The following is an 18,746-nucleotide window of genomic DNA, read 5'->3' on the forward strand; positions in this document are numbered from 1 at the left end:
GCGGCCGACACACCGCCGGCGCCCGACTTCGACGCCCGCACAGGCCCCGCGGGTGACGCCCCGGCCGGAGCCGGAAGCGGGGTGTTGCGTGCGGTCGCCGCGGGCGTCAGCCGCTCGCGGCGCCCACCGGGTCGGGCTGCTCGGCCATCCCGCGGCGGGGCCGCGGGATCGGCAGGAACGGCAGGCTCGCCACCGTGCCGGGCAGGACCTGCCCCGGAACCTCGCTGCGCCATGCCACGAGCATCGCACGGCGCTCGCGAGGAGTTGTGGCTCCCCACACACCGTGGCAGTCCCCGACTTCCAGCGCCCAGGCCAGGCAGGCGCCCTGGACGTCGCAGGTCCGGCACAGAGCGACCGCCGCGTCCGCGGGCTCGCTCGGGGCCGGGAAGAAGGTCTCCGGGTCGACGGTCTGGCAGGCGCCCCTTGTGCGCCAGGCCCCGTCGCCCTGCTGTTCCTTAACGGCTCGCAACAGTCGCGGGTCTCGTCGAGCAGCCGCAACTTCATGCGGGCGTGGCATCCGCGCCCGGGTCATTACACCCACCTCCCCCGTGGGTCAAACAACAGCGGGGCGGGTGTACGTCGGGATGCCCCCATCCGACATAGACCCACCGGCGCTGTGTTGTATCGCACAAACGACCGTAAATACAAGAGTTTTCACGCCGATCGGCAAAACCTGCCGGATCGTATACGGACAACTTTCCTAAAAAAGGGTCAGATCGATCGGCTGCACCTCACCCGGGCGCAGCGGCGAGGCGGGCACGCGGTCGAGCAGGTCGGGGCCGTCGTTGCGCACGTCGCCGACCCGCGCGCCTACGGGCCGTAACTCCAGTCTCGCCACGTGCGAGGACGGCGTCGGGGCGAGCAGCTCCTCACCCGCCGGGGCGGACAGCCAGGCGTCCCAGCGGTCCGGCGGGAGCAGCAGGGGCATCCGGTCGTGGACGAGCGCGAGGTCGTCGACGGCCGGCGCCGTCACGATGCTGCAGGTGAGCAGGCGGCCGTCGCCCTGGCCCCACACGGTCCAGATCCCGGCGAACACGCACGGCTCGGCGTCGCCGAGCGTCATGAAATACGCCTGCTTGGTCTTGCCGTCGCGCACCCACTCGAACCAGCCGTCGGCCGGCACCAGGCAGCGCCGGCGGGCGAAGGACTGGGCGAACGCGCTGGACGTGGTGACCGTCTCGGCGCGGGCGTTGATCATGCGCGCGCCCACCTTCGGGTCCTTGGCCCAGGACGGCACCAGGCCCCAGCGGGCCGAGCCCAGCACCCGCCCGCCGGCGGACGACGAGATCCGCACCACCGGCACCGGGTCGGTCGGGGCCACGTTGTAGTCGGGCTCCAGCCCGTCGGTCTCGTCGGCCGCCTCGAACAGCGCGCTCAGGTCGACGCTGCTGCGGCTGGTCGCATACCTCCCACACATGCCGCCACCGTACCGAGGACCACCGACAAAAATGGGGGGTGTGACACAGGGCGAACGGCCGAGTCGCTCCCTGTAAGGATCGAGCCGCACACTGTACGCGTGCCATACGCGAGCGCCTATATTCCCTGGACCGCGCCCACCGCGGCCGGGCCGATCCGGGCCGTCGTCAGGCTGCCCGGATCGAAGTCCATGACGGCGCGGGCGCTCGTGCTCGCCGCCATTTCCCTCGGGGCCAGCACCCTGCGCTCGCCGCTGCGGGCGCGCGACACCGAGCTCATGGCGACCGGACTGCGGGCCATGGGCAGCCACGTCTCCACGGTCGATGACAACCTCTGGGTCGTCCGGCCGCGTCCACTCAACGGGCCGGCACGGGTGAACGTCGGCCTCGCCGGCACAGTGATGCGATTTCTGCCCCCGATCGCGGCGCTGGCCGACGGCACCGTGCGCTTCGACGGCGAGCCGCGGGCCCGCAGGAAGGCGCTCGCGCCCCTCGTGAACGCCCTGCGGACACTCGGCGTGCACATCGACGCCGAGCACGACCGGCTGCCGCTGAGCGTGCACGGGATCGGGCGGGTCGCCGGCGGGCACGTGACGATCGACGCCTCGGCGTCGAGCCAGCTGGTCTCCGGGCTGCTGCTCGTGGCGGCCGAGTTCGACCGCGGGGTGGTGGTGCGGCACGTCGGGCCGCCGGTCCGCAAGCCACACCTGGACCTGACCGTGCACATGCTGCGGGCCGCGGGCGCCGGCGTCGACGACAGCCGCCGGGACGTCTGGGCCGTCGAGCCGGGGCGGCTCAACGGGCGGGCCTGGGACATCGAGCCGGACCTGTCGGGTGCGGCGCCGTTCCTGGCCGCGGCCCTGGTCACCGGCGGGGCGGTGACCATCGAGGGCTGGCCCGCGGCGACGCGGCAGCCGGGCGGGCACCTGCTGCACCTGTTCGAACAGATGGGCGGTGCGTCCGCCCTCACCACTGGCGGGCTGATCATGCGCGGCTCGGGCGCCGTGCACGGGCTCGTCGCCGACGTCTCCCGGGTGACGGAGGCCACGCCGGTGCTGGCGGCGCTGGCGACCGTGGCCGACTCCCCCTCGCACCTGTACGGCCTGCGGGGCAGCCCGGAGCGGACCGCCGCCCTGGCCGAGGCGCTGGGCGAACTGGGCGCCGACGTCACCACCGAGGCCGACGGCCTGCGGATCCGTCCGCGGCCCCTGCGGGGGGCCACCTTCCGGACGAACGACGACCACCGCCTCGCCCACGCCGGCGCGGTCATCGGGCTCGCCGTCAGCGACGTGCGGCTCGACGACGTGGCATGCACCGCGAAGACGCTGCCGGACTTTCCCCGGCTATGGTCGACCATGGTGCACGGCGGCAACGGTGGCAGTGGAGGGGCGGACTGACGCGCAAACGCGAGTACGACGAGGACGACGTCCGGGTACGCCCTGGCCGCTCCTCGCGTCCGCGCACGCGCCAGCGGCCCAAGCACAGCGACGCCGTCGAGGGGTTCGTGGTGGCGGTCGACCGCGGGCGGTACACCTGCCACATCGAGAGCACGGGTGCCGTCGTCACCGCCATGCGGGCGCGCGAGCTGGGCCGGCACGGCGTGGTGGTCGGCGACCGGGTGCAGATCGTCGGAGACGTGTCCGGCCGGCCCGACACCCTCGCGCGCATCGTCCGCATCGACGAGCGGACATCGGTGCTCATGCGCACCGCCGACGACGAGGAGGGCGGCACCGAGGGCCGCTTCGAGCGGGTCGTGGTCGCCAACGCCGACCAGTTGGTCATCGTCAACTCGCTGCAGGACCCGCCGCCGCGGACGGGGTTCATCGATCGCTGCCTCGTCGCCGCGTACGACGCGGAGATCGACCCACTGCTGTGCCTCACCAAGGGCGACCTGGCCGGCCCGGAGGCGATCCTCGACTACTACGCCGAGCTCGACCTGCCCTATGTGCTGTGCCGGCCGGACCAGCCGCTCGACGCGCTCGTCGCCGAGCTGAGCGGCAAGGTGTCGGTGATGATCGGGCACTCCGGCGTGGGCAAGTCGACGCTGGTGAACCGGCTGGTGCCGGGCACCGACCGGGCGGTCGGGCGGGTCAGCGCCGTCGGCAAGGGCCGGCACACCTCGACCAGCGCGCTGGCCCTGCGACTGCCGGACGACCGGGGGTGGATCATCGACACGCCCGGCATCCGGTCGTTCGGGCTGGCCCACGTGTCGGCCGACAGCCTGCTGCACGGCTTCCCCGACCTGGTCGAGGCCTCGACCCGCTGCCCCCCGAACTGCGACCACACCGGGGCCGGCGGCGACTGCGGGCTGGACAAGCTGGTCGCCGAGGGCGGCGCCGACCCGCGCCGGCTGGAGTCGTTCCGGCGGCTGCTGGCCTCGAAGGAGGGCGTCCTAGACGTCGACGGGGCCGCCTGAGCGCCAGTAGACGCTGTCGGCCCGGGTCAGGAAGCCGGTGTCGACGAGGTAGCGGCGCAGGGCGGCGTGGTCGTCGTGCCAGGCCCGCAGGATCGCGTTGACCTCCCGCTCCGGATAGTGCACGCCGGGCTCGAACGCCGACGAGATGTGCTCCAGCACCACCAGCCGCTTGCCCTGCGCCGCCGGGATCTGGGTCAGGCGCCCGTCGACGATGAACGTGCGGAGCACCTGGTCGCGCTGCCGGTCCGGATCCAGCGGCTCGGCCGGGGCCTCAGCCTGAGCTGTGGACCGTACCGAATCCTTGAAAGCCTCGACGAGCGGCACGAGCTCGCCGTCCGCGACGGCCAGCAGGCCACCCTGCTGCAGGCGGCGGATCGCGCCCTCCACCGACCGCGCCGGCAGCCCGGACGCGGCGACGACCGCGGTGGGTGTGGACGCTCCGAGCACGACGGCGGCGAAGACGCGCAGGCGGTCCGGTTCGGCCAGGAGACCGCACAGAGCGGCGGGGGGCGGGATCACAAACGGCGACAGTACTGCCAAGAGGTGGCGATCGTCGGCTAAGTTTCCGCGCATGGCGCGCTACGCGGACGATCTGGCCCTCGCTCATCTCCTCGCCGACACCGCGGACGCGATCTCCGTCCCCCGCTTCCGGGCACAGGATCTGCGCGTCTCCAGCAAGCCCGACCTGAGCCCGGTCACCGACGCCGACACCGCGGTCGAGAAGGCGCTGCGGGCCACGCTCGGCCGCGCCCGCCCGCGCGACGGCGTACTCGGCGAGGAGTACGGCGCAACCGAGGCCGCCGCGGGGCCGGGCAGCCGGCAGTGGGTCATCGACCCGATCGACGGCACGAAGAACTTCGTCCGGGGCGTGCCGATCTGGGCCACGCTCATCGCGCTCATGGAGGGCGACCAGCCGGTCGTCGGCCTGGTGTCGGCACCGGCCCTGGGGCGGCGCTGGTGGGGCGCGCTCGGCCACGGGGCGTACGCGGGCCGGCACACCGCGGCGGCCACCCCGATCCGCACAAGCGGCGTCAAGCGGCTGGCCGACGCGTCGTTCTGCTACTCGTCGCTGCACGGCTGGGAGGAGGCCGGGCGGCTCAACGGCATGCTCGACCTCATGCGGCGCACGTGGCGCCAGCGGGCGTACGGCGACTTCTACGGCTACATGCTGCTCGCCGAGGGCGCGGTGGACATCATGGTCGAGCCGGAGCTGTCGCTGTGGGACCTGGCGGCGCTGGTGCCCATCGTCGCCGAGGCCGGCGGCACCTTCACCGACCTGCAGGGGAACCCCGGGCCGGGTGGCGGCAGCGCGATCGCCACCAACGGCCACCTGCACGAAGACGTGCTCACCCGGCTGGGAAGCAGCCGATTGTCCGGCTTGTCCGGGTAAGCCGAAGCGTCCGCATGCCCGGGCACCCGGCGGGGTCTATCCTCCACGGGTGGCATCTTGGAGTTGGCTGTTCCTCGGCGCGATGATCGCCGCATATGGCGTGGCCAACCTGCTCCAATCCGTCGCCGCCGCGCGGACGGACCTGCATCAGGGGTTCCACCCGTTGCTGTTGCTGCGCCTCGGCCGCCACAAGTCGTACCTCGTGGGCGTCGGCTGTCAGTTCGCCGGTTTCGCGCTCGCCTTCTTCGCCCGGCGTGACCTCCCGCTGTTCCTCGTGCAGTCGGCGATGGCCGCCGGGCTGGGCGTGACCACGGTCCTGGGCGTGCTCATCCTGAAGTGGAAGCTGCCGCGCACCGAGATCCTGCTGCTCCTGATGCTCACCGTCGGCATCGCCGCGCTCGTGCTGGCCGCCAAGCCGTCGCCGTCCCGGCAGCTCGGCACCGAGGGCGTGGTCGGGCTGGCGCTCGTGCTGGTCGCGATCGGCTTCGTGGGCTTCTTCGCGGGCCGCCTGCACGGCGCGCCGGGATCCGTCGTCCTCGGCTCGCTCTCCGGCGTCGCGTTCGGGGCGGCGGCGGTGGCGTCCCGCCCGCTCGCCTCCGCGCATTCGCTCGCCGAGTTCGTCACCGATCCCCTGTCGTACCTCCTGATCGCCCACTCCCTGGTCGGCCAGCTCCTGCTGGGCCTGGCGATGCAGCGCGGCTCGACGACCGCCGCGGTCGCGGCCATGGACGCGGCCGGCGCCGTCCCGGCCGCCCTCATCGGCCTGCTGGTGCTCGGCGACAGCGTCTGGCCCGGCCGCGAGTGGCTGGTGGCTCTGGGCTTCGTGGTGACGCTGGGCAGCGTGATCGGGCTCAGCTTCTACGCCGAGCCGCAGCACCATCACCAGATCAAGCCCGAGCTGGCGCACCGCCCCTACACGCCGAAGCACCTCGAGATCGTGCCGCTCAGTCACCGACGGTAGCTTCAGTGGGGCGGACGGTCAGCGGCCCACCGAGGTTCTCCTCCCCTTGGTAGTGATTCCACGGCACCGCCGGTGATCTAGGGTTGATGCTGGCGAGCGGCGGCATCGCCGCGGCCCTGCCTCACGTGGACGCTCGCGACGCCGGCGGAGCGTCCGGTGCCGGAGGAGCTGATGGGCCGGGTGAGCTCAGTCGACTGGTTCATTTCAATCGCATTGGTACCGCCGTCGTACGCGCAGGCCGCCCCGGTGGCCACAGCTCTTGGCGCCTTGGGCGCCGCGGTCAACCTTTCCCTGCTCGGGATGCGCGCCCCACGCGGCGCGACGGCACCGGCATGAGCGACCCGGTGGAGATGGTCGACCGCCTGGGCGCCGCGTTCCTGGCCCAGGACGTGGAGGCCGTGCTGGCGTGTTTCGTCCCTGACGACGACATCACCTACGTGGGTGCGGAGGCGGGCGAGTCGGCCACGGGCCGCGACGGCGTCCGCACTTTGCTGACGAAGCTGTTCGACCGCCCGGAGGCATACTCGTGGCAGGCGACGGCGGCAACGATCCACGCCCTGCCGGGCGCGGCGTTCGTGATCGCCGAGGCGGACGGCAGTGCGCACGCTCCGGACGGCACTGTCGAACGCTTCCCGTACTGGGTAACGGGCCTGCTGTCCCGCCGCTCCTCGGGCGCCTGGCTCTGGCGCGCCGTCCAGTGCGCCGAGCCAACGTAGCCCACTCCGGCGCCGCCTCATGATCGTGGGAAACATCTGGCTGCCATGACGACCAGACGCTTCCCACGATCATGAACCAACCCAGCATGATCACCGTTCGGGGACGGCCGCAACCCGATCGCCCGACCCGACCGCCGCCCGCCACCCCACCCGCCCTCGATCCACACGCGCGCCGACCCGAGCACCTCTCCATCACGCTTGATACATCAGAAGTGATGCATCAGATCTGATGCATCAAGAACGATGCAGTGGCGAGCCCGCAAGAGCGCCGGGCCGCTGGGACGCCGGGACATCGGGCCACTGAGCCGCCGGGACGCCCGGGCCGCAGGGACGCCGGGCGCCGAGTCGACCCCGCCACCCGCCAGCGCGCCACCCGCCAGCCCGTCACCCTCGGGTCACACGCGCACCGACGCTCACACACCTCTACATCACTCTTGATGCATCAGATCTGATACATCGGATCTGATGCATCAAGAGCGATGCGGTGGCGCGTGCCTGGGCGCCGGAGCAGTCCAGTGCCGAGCGGACCCCGCCAGCGCCACCGGCCGCGAGCCCGCCACGTTCGGGCCTCACGCGCGCCGACGCTCGCGTTCCAGCCCATCGCTCTTGATGCATCAGGAACGATGCATCAGATCTGATGCATCAAGGACGATGTGGTGGCGGGCGCGACCGGGCGGCGGTGCAGCGAGCGCCGGGTCGGCGTGGGGAAGTGCACTGACGTCCGGCCAACTAACAGTGTTAGTTTCTAGGCATGCGAAGCGTGTACTTTGTGGCCGCTCGGCGCACCCCCATCGGGAAGTTGCGCGGGGCGCTGTCGCACGTGCGGCCCGACGATCTCGCGGCCGCCGTGGTGCGGGACCTTGTCGCGACCGCCGGCATCGAACCCGGCCAGGTCGACGAGGTGTACTGGGGTGCGGCCAACCAGGCCGGCGAGGACAACCGGAACGTCGCGCGCATGGCCGTGCTGCTCGCGGGGCTACCCGAGTCGGTGCCCGGCGCCACCGTCAACCGGCTCTGCGCGTCCGGCATGGAGGCCGTCACCGTCGCCGCGCGGACGATCGCCTCGGGCGAGGCCGAGATCGTCGTCGCGGGTGGGTCGGAGTCGATGAGCCGGGCGCCGTTCGTGCTGCCGCGGCCCGACGACGGGCTTCCCAACGCCATGAGTATCGCCGACACCCGGCTCGGATGGCGGCTCGTCAACGCGCGGATGCGCGAGCTGCACGGGCTGCTGAGCATGGGCGAGACGGCCGAGGAGGTGGCACAGCGGTACAAGGTCGGGCGGGAGCGGCAGGACGAGTTCGCGCTGCGCAGCCATCAGAACGCGGCCGCCGCGCGGGACGCCGGGCACTTCGCCGGCGAGATCGTCGAGATCGACGGCGTCACCAGCGACGAGGGGATCCGGGCGGACACCAGCCTGGAGAAGCTCGCGAAGCTCAAGACCGTCTTCAAGGCGGACGGCACGGTGACCGCCGGGAACTCGTCGCCGCTCAACGACGGTGCCGCCGGGCTGGTGCTGATGAGCGAGGACGCGCTCAAGAGGAGCAATCTCGAGCCGCTCGGGCGGTACGTGGCCGGGGCGTCGGCGGGCGTGCACCCCGACGTCATGGGCATCGGGCCCGTCCCCGCCACGCAGAAGGTGCTCGACCGGGTCGGCTGGAAGATCGGCGATCTCCAGCAGGCCGAGCTCAACGAGGCGTTCGCCGCGCAGGCGCTCGCCGTGGTCGACCAGCTGGGCATCGACCCCGCGATCGTCAACCCGTCCGGCGGGGCGATCGCGATCGGGCACCCGCTCGGCTGCTCCGGCGCCCGCATCCTCACGACGCTGCTGCACCGCATGCGGCGCACCGGGGACACGCGCGGGCTCGCGACGATGTGTGTCGGTGTCGGTCAGGGTTCTGCGGTACTGGTGGAAAGGTGAACGAGATGCGATTCGCAGGCCGGACGGCCGTCGTGACCGGCGGCGCGCAGGGCATCGGGGCGGCCACGGCGCGGCTGCTGGCCGCGCAGGGCGCCGCGGTGGTCGTGCTCGACCTCGACGCGGCCAAGGCGCAGAAGGTCGCCGACGAGCTTCCGAACGGCGTCGCGTTCGGCTGCGACGTGACCGACAAGGACCAGGTCGACGCCGTGTTCGCCGAGATCGGCACGGTGGACGTGCTGGTCAACAACGCCGGCATCACCCGGGACAACCTGCTGTTCAAGATGCCGTTCGACGAGTGGAACGCGGTCCTCAACACCAACCTGACCAGCATGTTCCTGTGCACGCAGGCGGCTCAGAAAAGCATGGTGCAGCAGCGGTACGGGCGGATCGTCAACCTCAGCAGCCGCTCCGCGCTCGGGGCGCGCGGCCAGGTCAACTACGCCGCGGCGAAGGCCGGCGTGCAGGGGCTCACCGCGACGCTGGCGATCGAGCTGGGGCCGTTCAACATCACCGTCAACGCGGTCGCCCCCGGCTACATCGCCACCGCGATGACCGCCGCCACGGCCGAGCGGGTCGACAGCACCCCGGAGGACCACCAGGCGCAGGTCGCGGAGCGCACGCCGCTGCGCCGGGTCGGCCAGCCGGAGGAGGTCGCCGCCGTCATCGCGTTCCTGGCCAGCGACGAGGCCTCCTACGTCTCCGGCCAGACCCTGTACGTCAACGGCGGCGCCCGCTAACAAATCAGCTAGGTAGCCCGCTCCTACTTGATGACCAGGTCGACCTCGGCCACGTCGGCCGGGGTCCTGGTCTTGTCGTGCACGTCGACGAGGCGCAGCTTGTACGTGCCGGGGGCGTCCTGCTTGATCTGGAAGCCCAGATCGGTGCCGGGCGCAACCTTGCTGGAGTACAGCGCCTCGTTCGGCGCGACCGTCGGGCCGAGCTCGGTGCCGTCGGGCTGGCCGAGCCGGAAGTTGTCGCTGCCGACGTAGTGGCTGCTGCCGCCGGTGTACTGGATGTCGACCTTGCAGGTGACCGTTCGGTAGCCCTTCTTCGCCTGGCCGTTGTAGTCGAAGAACCCACCGCGGATGTCGCAGCTCGTGAACGTGACAGTGATGTCGCGAACGGTGACCTTCTTGTCCTTGAGGACGTTCACCGGCTCGTACGCGACCACGGTGCCGGTGCCCGACAGCGGGATCTTCGCCTGGGCCTCGTCGCCGTCGCCGATGATCAGCTCGCCCGACGCGACGGTGCCCTTGAGCTTGTCGTAGATCGAGAAGTCGACGGTGTAGTCGCTCTTCTGGCCGGCGGCGACCGTGGTGTTCTCCCGGAACGAGCCGTCGAACTGCTGGCCGCCGACGCTGAGCACGATGTTGATGTAGGGCGTCTGGTCCTTCTCGCCGAGATTCTCCACCCGCACGTCGGTGAAGAGCTTGTGGTCCTCGTCGCCGAAGTTGTAGTTCACCTTGCCGAAGGTCAGCTTGTACGGCCCGTACCAGACCGTCTTGTTCACGTCGACCGTCTGCTTGTCGGCGCCCGGCTGCGCGTTCTTGGTGTTCGTCGGGGCGGCCCCGGTACCCCCGGTGCCACCGGTGTCGCCACCCGTGTTGCCGCGGTTGCCGGTGGCGCTGTTGTTGCCGGCCTTGTCCGAGTCGTCGCTGCTCACGGCGCGCCAGGCGGCCACGCCGCCGACGCCGAGCAGCAGCACCAGCACCACGACCGCGCCGAGCACCAGGGCGAGCTTGCCGCCCGACCCCCCGCCGGTCGGCCGCGGGGTCACGACCCCCGGCGGCGGCATCGGGGCACCGGGCGCACCGAACGCGGCCGTACCGGGCGGCGGCCCGCCAACCGGCGGCCGGCCGACCGGCGGCGCCGCGCCGAACGCGGCCGTCGCGGGAGCCGGGAACATGGCCGGGCCACCGCCGGAAACGGGCGGCGCCGACACCGGCGGGGCCGACGACGGACCGGCGGCCGGCGAGACGGGCAGCGGGCCGCCGATCGGCGCGGAGATCGGCGCCGGCGGCCCGGAGACCGGTCCGCCCACGCCCGAGACGGGCACCGGCGGCGCCATCCCGGAGACGGGCGCGACGATCGGGGCGCCGAAGCCCGGCGGCCGCGGCAGCATGGGCGCCGGCGGGCCGGGCGGGAACGGCGGGCGGGGCGGCATGGCGGCCAGGACGCTGCCCAGCGCCACCACCAGCTCCGGCTGCTCGATCAGCGTCGGGGCGATCCCGAGCCGCTGGTGCAGCAGCGTGCTGACCATCGGGATCCGGCTGGAGCCGCCGACCAGGAACAGCCCGCCGATCTGGTCCGGCCGCACGCCGGCCCGCTGGAGGGTGCCGACGGTGAGGTCGACGGTCCGCTCCAGGTACGACCGGGAGAGCTGCTCGAACTCCGACCGCGTGAGGTGCACGTCGATGTCGAAGACCGGCACGTGGATGCCGGCCGACGAGGTGCGCGACAGCTGCTCCTTGGCCTGCCGCACGTCCTCGCGCAGCAGCAGACTGCGCCGCCGCCCGACCTCGTCGCCCGGCTCCATGAGCTGCCGCCACTTGTCGCCGTCGGTGAGCGTCAGCGACTGCCCGACGTGGCCGACGATCGCCGCGTCGAGGTCGACGCCGCCGACGTCGGGCAGGCCGTCGCTGGCCAGCACGTCCCAGCCGCCGTCGGGCCGGCGGCGCAGCACGGTCGTGTCGAACGTGCCGCCGCCGAAGTCGTAGACGACGAGGTGACCGCCGGGGGCGATGCTGCGCCCGAGCACGGTGGTGAAGTACGCGGCGGCCGCGATCGGCTCCGGCACCAGGATCGGCGACGGCATGCCGGCCCGGGACGCCGCGTCGGCCAGCACCGACCGGCGATGGGTCGCCCAGTTCGCCGGGTAGGTGAGCACCGTGCGCACCGGCATGATCCCGAGCACCCGCGACGCCTCGTCGGCCGTGCGCCGCAGCAGCGCCGCGAGCAGGTCGGAGACCGCGTACTCCCGGCTGCCGAGCAGCACCGTGCCGTCGTCGATCCGACGCTTCGGGTTGGGCTCGTAGCGACTGGGATCGAGCCGGGCGCTGCGCTCGGCGTCCTTGCCGACCAGCAGATGCCCGTCGACCTCGGCGTACACCGACGACGGCAGCAGGAAGCTGGCGTCGAACAGCAGCGGCTGGCTGCGACCGTCGGCGGCGGTCAATGCGGCGACCGTGTGCGTGGTGCCCAGGTCGACGCCCAGCTGCGACTCGTTATGCCTCGTCACGCCGACACGGTAGCGCCTTCAATCAACGCCTGCCGTTGGCCCCGGCCTTCACGGGCTCGTTGGTGCGCACAAGCGGCGTTTCGACCAGGTGCTCGGCCAGGAACCAGGCCTGGAGCTCGCCGGTTCGGATGATGTCGGACACCAGCAGGTCGTTGGTGCCGTCGTCACCCATCTCGGCGGCCCGGGCGGCGGCGTCGTGCGCCTCGGTCAGCACAATCTCGTGCGCCTCCAGCAGCCGCGAGAGCATCGCCGGTACCTCCTCCGCCCCATCCGGCGGCCGGGGCACGCGGGTCAGCTCGGCCACGTGCCGCGGGTCGCCGACGGCGATCCCGCCCAGCGTCTGGACCCGCTCGGCGAGCGAGTCGACAAGCTCGATCTGCTCGCCGGCGTGCTTGTCCAGCAGCAGGTGGAGCTGGTAGAAGGTCGGTCCGCGCATGAGCCAGTGGTGCTTCTTGTACAGCGCGTAGAGGATCTGGGTGTCGGCGAGCACCTGGTTGAGCCGCTCGCAGGAGTACATGCGGGCATCCATGGACAGCGCGACCGGGAACTGCCGGATCGTGCCGAACCGCTGGATCTCCCGGCTCTGCTGGTGCAGCCACGGCTGGCTCTCGGTGTCGGCGGGGCTGGTGGCTTTCTGCTTTTTCGCTGGCATGGCGGCGGCACTTCCCGATCCGGACGGCTTCAATCCTGCCGAGGCCCGGCGTGGAACCCGGCGGCGGCCGGCCGCGTCACATCGTCATGAAGCTGCCCCGCCTGCTGCTGGCCACCGCTCTGCTGGTCGCCGGTTGTGCCGACCCGGCCGGCCCCTCCGCACCGCCCACCTCCTTCGCGGCCGATGACGTTGTACTGCAGGTGCGTGTCACCGGCGGCTTCGTCCCGCCGCAGACGGTGGTGACCGAGATCCCGGTGCTGACGGTGTACGGCGACGGCCGCGCGATCACGACCGGCCCGGTCCCGGCGATCTATCCCGGCCCGGCCCTGCCCAACGTGCAGGTGCAGCAGATCGGCGCGGACGGCGTGGCGAAGCTGACCGGCCTGGCCCTCGACGCCGGCGTCGGCCAGGAGCAGGACTTCGGGATGCCGCCCGTCGCCGACGCCCCGTCGACCGAGTTCACCGTCCGCACCGCCGCCGGCCTCCAGCGCACCACGGTCGACGCCCTGGGCGCGGGCGGCACCGAGACGCTCACCGACGCCCAGCGGGCGGCCCGCGAGAAGATGCAGCGCCTGGTCGACGCGCTGACCGACCTCTCGGGCACGCTGAAGACGACCGACCGGCCGCAGTCCTACGAGCCGGCGGTGCTGGCCGCGGTGTCCAGCCCGTTCGTCGCGACGAGCGACCCGGTGCTCCAGGACCCGCCCGCCGTCGCCTGGCCGGGCCCGGCCCTCCCGGGCGCCACGGTCGGCGACCTGCCCGACGTCCACTGCCTGACGTCCGAGCCCGGCCAGACCGCGGCGATCCTGGCCGCGGCGAAGGCGGCCAACGCCCGCACCCCGTGGACCTCGGGCGGCACCTCCTGGTCGGTGGCCTTCCGCCCGCTCCTGCCCCACGAGTCGTCCTGCGCCGACCTCGGTTGACGCCGGGAACCGCGCCGGCCGGCCCCGGTGGATGCGGGGCCGGCCGCCGGCGGGGCCGGTAGGGCCGGTAGGGCCTGCCCCACCCCGGAGACACCGGTCAGTGGGCGTGTGCCGGGCCCCCGGTCCGCGGTTCCATCGACGTATGGCCGAGGACGTCGTCACGCTCGAAGCGGTCCGCAAGCGGTACTCGTCGAAGGCGGGGTCGGTCGAGGCGCTGCGCGGCGTGTCGCTCGCGTTCGCCGCCGGCACCTTCACCGCCGTCATGGGGCCGTCCGGCTCCGGCAAGAGCACGCTCCTGCAGTGCGCCGCGGGCCTCGACCGGCCCACCGGCGGCACCGTGCGGGTCGCCGGCACCGACCTGGCGACGCTCTCCGAGACCAGGTTGACGCTGCTGCGCCGGGACCGGATCGGGTTCGTCTTCCAGGCGTTCAACCTGCTGCCGTCGCTGACCGCCGAGCAGAACGTGGCCCTGCCGCTGCGCCTCGCCGGTCGGCGGCCCCCGCGCGCCCGGGTCCGCGAGGTGCTCGCCGCCGTCGGGCTCGCCGACCGGGCCCGGCACCGCCCGGCCGAGCTGTCCGGCGGCCAGCAGCAGCGGGTCGCCATCGCTCGGGCGATCGTGACCGCCCCGGCCGTGCTGTTCGCCGACGAGCCGACCGGGGCGCTCGACTCACGCACCGGCCGGGATGTGCTGGGGCTGCTGCGGGGCATGGTCGACGAGCCCCGCGGCGAGCACGCCCAGACGATCGTGATGGTGACCCACGACCCGCTCGCCGCCTCGTACGCGGACCGGGTGGTGTTCCTCGCCGACGGGCTGGTCGCCGACGAGCTCGCCCGGCCCACCGCGCAGGCGGTCGCGGCGCGGATGACGAGCCTGGAGGCCGTGCCGTGCTGAGCATCGCCGCGCAGACGATCCGGGCCCGGTGGACCTCCTTCGCGGGCGTGTTCATCGCGCTGTCGCTGGGCGTGTGCCTGCTCGCCACGACCGGCCTGACGATCGCCTCGACGGCCGGCGTGCACCGCGCACCGGTCTGGTACGCGGGGGCCGACGCGGTCGTTGCCGGCCCGCGCACCGCCGTGCTGCACGTCGACGAAGGCGACGGCGTCGCGTACGACGCGGTGACGGGCACCCGGTTCGCGCAGGCCGTCCCGGCCGAGGCGGCCGCCCGGATCGCGGCGATCCCGGGCGTGACCGCGGTCGTGGACCGGGCGGTGCCGGTCGACCTGCCCGGCGGCGTGCCCGCCGTCGCGCATCCGTGGGCGAGTGCGGGGCTCCATCGGTACACCATGATCACCGGAACCGAGCCGAGCGGCCCGGGCGAGGTCGTGCTCACCGCCCCGACCGGCCACCGGCCCGGCGACCGCGTCGACGTGCTCACCCCGGCCGGGCCGCGCACGTGGACCGTCGCGGGGGTGGTGAGCGGGCCGTCGGCCGTCTACGTCACGGACGCGACGGCTGAGGAGCTCGCCGGCGGGCGGATCGACGCGGTCGCGGTGCGCGGGCTGGGCGGCCGGGTCGACCTGCTGCGCGTGGCGGCCGGCCCGCAGGCGCGGGTGCTCACCGGCGACGACCGGGCCGGGGCGGAGGACGACCCGGACGCCGACCTGCTGGCGGTCGCCGCAGCGCTGCTCGGCACGACCGCGGGCGTCGCCGGCTTCGTGTCGGTGTTCGTGGTGTCGGGCACGTTCGCGTTCGCCGTCGCCCAGCGCCGCCGCGAGCTGGCCCTGCTGCGCGCGGCGAGCGCCACCCCGCGCCAGGTGCGCCGGCTGGTGCTCGGCGAGGCGCTCATCGTCGGCGTGCTCGCCGGCGTCACCGGCTGCGTCCTGGGCGTGCTGGCCGCGCCGCCGTTCGCGGGCTGGCTGGCCCGGGAGGGCTTCGCGCCGGAGCGGTTCACCGCCCGGTTCATCCTGTGGCCGCTGCTCGCCGCGTTCGGTGCCGGCCTGCTCGTCGCGCTCGCCGGCGCGGCCGTCGCCGCCCGCCGCGCGGGCCGCATCCGCCCGATCGAGGCGCTGCGCGAGGCGTCGGTCGACCGGCGGGCAATGACGGTCGTCCGCTGGCTGTTCGGCCTGGCCTTCCTCGGCGGCGCCGCGGCCATGCTGCTCGCGATCCCCGGCCTGACCGCCGACGCGATCGCCCTGATCCTGCTCGACGCCATGCTGGCGATCACCGGCATCGCGCTGCTCGCCCCGGTGCTCGCACCGCCGCTGGCCGGCCTGCTCGGCCGGTGCCTGCCCGGCGTGGCGGGCGGGCTGGCCCGCGACAACGCCCGCCGCTCGGTGCGCCGCACCGCCTCGACGGTCGCCCCGATCCTGGTGACGGTCGGCATCGCGGCCGCGACCCTCGCGGCCACGGCCACCCTCTGGCGGGCCGAGGAGCAGGCGGGCGCCGCCCGGGTGACCGCCGGCTCGGTCGTGGTCCCGACCGGCACGGCCGGCCTCGGCCCCACGGCCGTGGACGAGCTGGCCGCCTCCCCCGGTGTCGAGGCGGCGGTCCCGATCGCCCACACGGTGGTGTACCTCGCCCAGGACGACTACGCCGAGGAGTTCCCGGCGATCTACGCCGGCCCAGGCGTCGAGCGCGTGATGCGCCTCCCTTCCGTCGCCGGGGCGGTCGGCGACCTGCACGGCACCGGCACCCTGGCCGTCGGCGCGGGGCTGGCCCGCTCGATGCACTGGACGGTCGGCGGGACCGCCGAGTTGTGGCTCGACGACTCGGCCCGGGTCACCCTGCGCGTGGTCGCGATCCTGGCCCCGTCGCTCGACCTGGACCAGACCGTGCTCCTGCCGTGGGACCTGCGCGCGGCCCACGCCCCACGGGCCGGGGCCGACGCCGTGTACCTGGCCGGCGCGCCGGCCACCACGGCCGGCGGCCGGCTGGTGCCCGCCGTCGAGTTCTTCGCCGCGCTCGACGCGGAGCAGCGGCGCACGAACGACGCGGCGCTGATCGCGGTGCTCGGGATGGCGCTGCTGTACACGACGATCTCGATCGCGAACACGCTCGTGATGGCGACCGCCGACCGGGTCCGCGACCTGGCGCTGCTGCGCCTGACCGGCACGACGCCCCGGCAGGCGCTGACCATGATCGCGCTGGAGGCGCTACTGGTGGCCGGCACCGGCGTGCTGCTCGCCGGGGCCGTGACGGCCGCCATGATGGCGGGCCTGCTCGCCGGCCTCCGCGACCTCGTGGCGGCCGTCGAGCCGGTGGTGCCATGGGGGCCGGTCGTGGGGATCGCGCTGGTGTGCGCGGTCGTCACGCTGGCAGCTAGCCTCGGCCCGGCGTGGCTGGCGCTGCGCCGACCGGCCACCCGGATGGCCGCCGCGCGTGAGTAGTGCCTAGCGCGGCACCTCCTGCCGCGGCTCGCGAGTTCGCCGGTGGGACGCGACGGCGAGCGCGTTGGCGCTCACGACGATCGCGATGCCGGCCCACTCGTGGACGGCCAGAACCTCCCCCAGCAGCACCAGGCCCGCCAGGGCGGCGAGGACGGGGTGGATGCTCATCATCACGGCGAAGAACTGGGTGGGGACCCGGCGCAGGGCGATCAGGTCGGCGGCGTACGGGACGACCGAGCTCAGCACGCCCGCAGCGACCGCGTAGAGCAGGCCCGGCCCGTGCAGGCGGCCCGCGACGATCAGGGCCGCAGCCACCGGCAGGTACGCGAGCGCCGACACCGCGGTCGCGGCGGCCGGCGCCTGCAGCCCGGGCAGCCGCTTGCCGAGCAGCCGGTTGAGCAGGATGTAGGCGGCCCAGCAGGCGGCGGCGAGCAGGCCCAGCCCGATCCCGGTGTAGTCGCGGGCCGGGCCGGGCAGCACGAGGACGTAGACGCCGGCGCCGGCGGCGGCCGCGCAGAACAGGTCGGTCCGGGTCCGCGAGCCGGCCAGCGCGACCGCCAGCGGGCCGAGGAACTCCAGGGTGACGGCGAGGCCCAGGCCGACCCGGTCGACGGCGGTGTACAGGCTCAGGTTCATCGTGCCGAACACCAGCGCCAGCAGCAGCGTCGGCCACCACTGGGCCCAGGTGAACCGGCGCGGGTCGGGCCGGGCCACCGGCAGCAGGACGGCCGCCGCGACGAACTGCCGGACCGCGACGACGCCGGCCGGGCCGATGCTCGCGAAGGCGTGCGCGCCGACGGCCGCGCCGACCTGGTTGCTGGCGGCGCTGGCGGCCATCGTGGCCAGCCCGGCGGCGGTGGCTCTTCCCATGTCCGAAGTGTGGGCGGCGCCCGGCAATACGGGAAATACATCGGTCGGGCCAGCTATACGCTGCACGTATGGATCTGCGGCAGCTCCGCGTGTTCGTGGCCGTGGTCGACGCCGGGACGTTCACCGACGCCGCCGCGCGGCTCGGCGTCTCGCAGGCCACCGCGTCGCGCACGGTCGCCGCGCTGGAGGCCGCGCTCGGGGCCCGGCTGCTCCAGCGCAACACCCGGCACGTGGGCCTGACCGGCACCGGCGCCCAGGTGCTGCCGATCGCGCGCCGGGTGCTCGACGAGGTGGCGCACCTGGAGCGGGTGGTCGAGCAGTCGCGCGGCGAGCTGCGCGTCGGGTACGCGTGGGCGGCGCTGGGCAAGCACACCCGGCGGGTGCAGAAGGCGTGGTCGGCCACGCATCCCCGCACGCCGCTCGTCTTCGTCCAGACCAACACGCCGACGGCCGGGCTCGCCGAGGGCACCGCCGACGTGGCCGTCATCCGGCGGGCGCTGGACGACCCGCGGTTCGACACCGCGCTCGTCGGCGTCGAGTCCCGCTACGCGGCCGTGTCGACCGACAGCCCGCTCGCGCGGCGGCGGTCGGTGCGGATCGACGATCTCACGCGGTACACCCTGGCCATCGATGCCCGAACCGGGACGACCACCCTCGATCTGTGGCCGCCCGGGTCAGCCCCGGCGAAGGTGCGCTCCACGACCGGCGTCGACGAGTGGCTCACGCTCATCGCCGCCGGTCAGGCCGTCGGCATCACGTCCGAGGCGACGGCCAACCAGAATCCCCGGCCGGGCGTCGCCTTCCGGGCGGTCCGCGACGCCCCGCCGATCCCGGTCTGGCTCGCGTGGTGGCGTGACGACGTGCCGCCGCGGCTGCCCGACCTGCTGGGGCTGGTCTGCGAGGCGTACCGGTAGGGTCGC

Annotated in this window: 18 protein-coding genes; 12 read left to right on the top strand and 6 right to left on the bottom strand. The window is 73.6% G+C overall.

Annotation, left to right across the window (positions count from 1 at the left end; all coding sequences use genetic code 11):
• Positions 1-106: 106 nt before the first annotated feature.
• Positions 107-532, bottom strand: coding sequence for a WhiB family transcriptional regulator (locus ABZS66_RS14745; protein ID WP_354757647.1), 426 nt, complete (start codon positions 530-532; stop codon positions 107-109).
• Positions 533-700: 168 nt separating this feature from the next.
• On the bottom strand, positions 701-1,417 hold the full coding sequence (locus ABZS66_RS14750) for an SOS response-associated peptidase (RefSeq protein WP_354757649.1): 717 nt from the start codon (positions 1,415-1,417) through the stop codon (positions 701-703).
• Between the two features lie 99 nt (positions 1,418-1,516).
• On the opposite strand from ABZS66_RS14750, the gene aroA reads away from it, so the two are divergent.
• Both aroA and rsgA read left to right on the top strand, forming a co-directional pair.
• Positions 1,517-2,812, top strand: coding sequence for a 3-phosphoshikimate 1-carboxyvinyltransferase (gene aroA, locus ABZS66_RS14755; protein ID WP_354757651.1), 1,296 nt, complete (start codon positions 1,517-1,519; stop codon positions 2,810-2,812).
• On the top strand, positions 2,761-3,831 hold the full coding sequence (gene rsgA / locus ABZS66_RS14760; protein ID WP_354757653.1) for a ribosome small subunit-dependent GTPase A: 1,071 nt from the start codon (positions 2,761-2,763) through the stop codon (positions 3,829-3,831). Before aroA ends, rsgA begins: the two co-directional genes overlap by 52 nt.
• On the opposite strand, the gene ABZS66_RS14765 is transcribed toward rsgA, so the two are convergent.
• Positions 3,808-4,350, bottom strand: a complete 543-nt coding sequence (locus ABZS66_RS14765) for a DUF2087 domain-containing protein (RefSeq protein WP_354757655.1) — start codon at positions 4,348-4,350, stop codon at positions 3,808-3,810. The two genes, rsgA and ABZS66_RS14765, sit on opposite strands and share 24 nt — an antisense overlap.
• A 52-nt stretch (positions 4,351-4,402) precedes the next feature.
• On the opposite strand from ABZS66_RS14765, the gene hisN reads away from it, so the two are divergent.
• The 6 genes from hisN to fabG all read left to right on the top strand — a co-directional run bounded on the left by hisN (position 4,403) and on the right by fabG (position 9,553).
• Positions 4,403-5,221 carry a histidinol-phosphatase gene (gene hisN / locus ABZS66_RS14770; RefSeq protein ID WP_354757657.1) on the top strand — a complete coding sequence of 273 codons (819 nt, stop codon included), beginning with the start codon at positions 4,403-4,405 and terminating at the stop codon, positions 5,219-5,221.
• Between the two features lie 82 nt (positions 5,222-5,303).
• On the top strand, positions 5,304-6,182 hold the full coding sequence (locus ABZS66_RS14775) for a hypothetical protein (RefSeq protein ID WP_354757710.1): 879 nt from the start codon (positions 5,304-5,306) through the stop codon (positions 6,180-6,182).
• 156 nt (positions 6,183-6,338) lie between these two features.
• Entirely contained in the window at positions 6,339-6,518 is a 180-nt protein-coding gene (locus tag ABZS66_RS14780) for a hypothetical protein (protein WP_354757659.1), read from the top strand.
• On the top strand, positions 6,515-6,898 hold the full coding sequence (locus ABZS66_RS14785) for a nuclear transport factor 2 family protein (RefSeq protein ID WP_354757661.1): 384 nt from the start codon (positions 6,515-6,517) through the stop codon (positions 6,896-6,898). Before ABZS66_RS14780 ends, ABZS66_RS14785 begins: the two co-directional genes overlap by 4 nt.
• A 751-nt stretch (positions 6,899-7,649) precedes the next feature.
• Positions 7,650-8,816 (top strand): thiolase family protein, encoded by a 1,167-nt coding sequence (locus ABZS66_RS14790; RefSeq protein WP_354757663.1) that lies wholly within the window; start codon positions 7,650-7,652, stop codon positions 8,814-8,816.
• Between the two features lie 5 nt (positions 8,817-8,821).
• Positions 8,822-9,553, top strand: a complete 732-nt coding sequence (fabG, locus tag ABZS66_RS14795) for a 3-oxoacyl-ACP reductase FabG (protein WP_354757665.1) — start codon at positions 8,822-8,824, stop codon at positions 9,551-9,553.
• Between the two features lie 23 nt (positions 9,554-9,576).
• On the opposite strand, the gene ABZS66_RS14800 is transcribed toward fabG, so the two are convergent.
• Entirely contained in the window at positions 9,577-12,054 is a 2,478-nt protein-coding gene (locus tag ABZS66_RS14800; protein ID WP_354757666.1) for an Hsp70 family protein, read from the bottom strand.
• A gap of 22 nt (positions 12,055-12,076) precedes the next feature.
• Positions 12,077-12,706, bottom strand: a complete 630-nt coding sequence (locus ABZS66_RS14805; RefSeq protein ID WP_354757668.1) for a DNA starvation/stationary phase protection protein — start codon at positions 12,704-12,706, stop codon at positions 12,077-12,079.
• A gap of 86 nt (positions 12,707-12,792) precedes the next feature.
• Between ABZS66_RS14805 and ABZS66_RS14810 the strand changes: the two genes are divergently transcribed.
• The 3 genes from ABZS66_RS14810 (at position 12,793) to ABZS66_RS14820 (ending at position 16,956) form a co-directional block, all read left to right on the top strand.
• Positions 12,793-13,629, top strand: a complete 837-nt coding sequence (locus ABZS66_RS14810) for a hypothetical protein (RefSeq protein WP_354757670.1) — start codon at positions 12,793-12,795, stop codon at positions 13,627-13,629.
• A 142-nt stretch (positions 13,630-13,771) separates the two neighbouring features.
• Positions 13,772-14,521 carry an ABC transporter ATP-binding protein gene (locus tag ABZS66_RS14815; RefSeq protein WP_354757672.1) on the top strand — a complete coding sequence of 250 codons (750 nt, stop codon included), beginning with the start codon at positions 13,772-13,774 and terminating at the stop codon, positions 14,519-14,521.
• A complete protein-coding gene (locus ABZS66_RS14820; RefSeq protein ID WP_354757674.1) occupies positions 14,515-16,956 on the top strand; it encodes an FtsX-like permease family protein in 2,442 nt (813 codons plus the stop codon). The genes ABZS66_RS14815 and ABZS66_RS14820 overlap by 7 nt, the downstream gene beginning before the upstream one ends.
• Before the next feature lie 3 nt (positions 16,957-16,959).
• On the opposite strand, the gene ABZS66_RS14825 is transcribed toward ABZS66_RS14820, so the two are convergent.
• Positions 16,960-17,826 carry an EamA family transporter gene (locus ABZS66_RS14825; protein WP_354757676.1) on the bottom strand — a complete coding sequence of 289 codons (867 nt, stop codon included), beginning with the start codon at positions 17,824-17,826 and terminating at the stop codon, positions 16,960-16,962.
• 68 nt (positions 17,827-17,894) lie between these two features.
• Here ABZS66_RS14825 and ABZS66_RS14830 point away from each other — a divergent pair, with 68 nt between their 5' ends.
• Complete coding sequence (locus ABZS66_RS14830; protein ID WP_354757678.1) at positions 17,895-18,740, top strand: LysR family transcriptional regulator; 846 nt, start codon at positions 17,895-17,897, stop codon at positions 18,738-18,740.
• Positions 18,741-18,746 lie beyond the last annotated feature (6 nt).

It is taken from the genome of Dactylosporangium sp. NPDC005572, assembly GCF_040605515.1.
In the GTDB taxonomy this organism is placed as follows: domain Bacteria; phylum Actinomycetota; class Actinomycetes; order Mycobacteriales; family Micromonosporaceae; genus Dactylosporangium.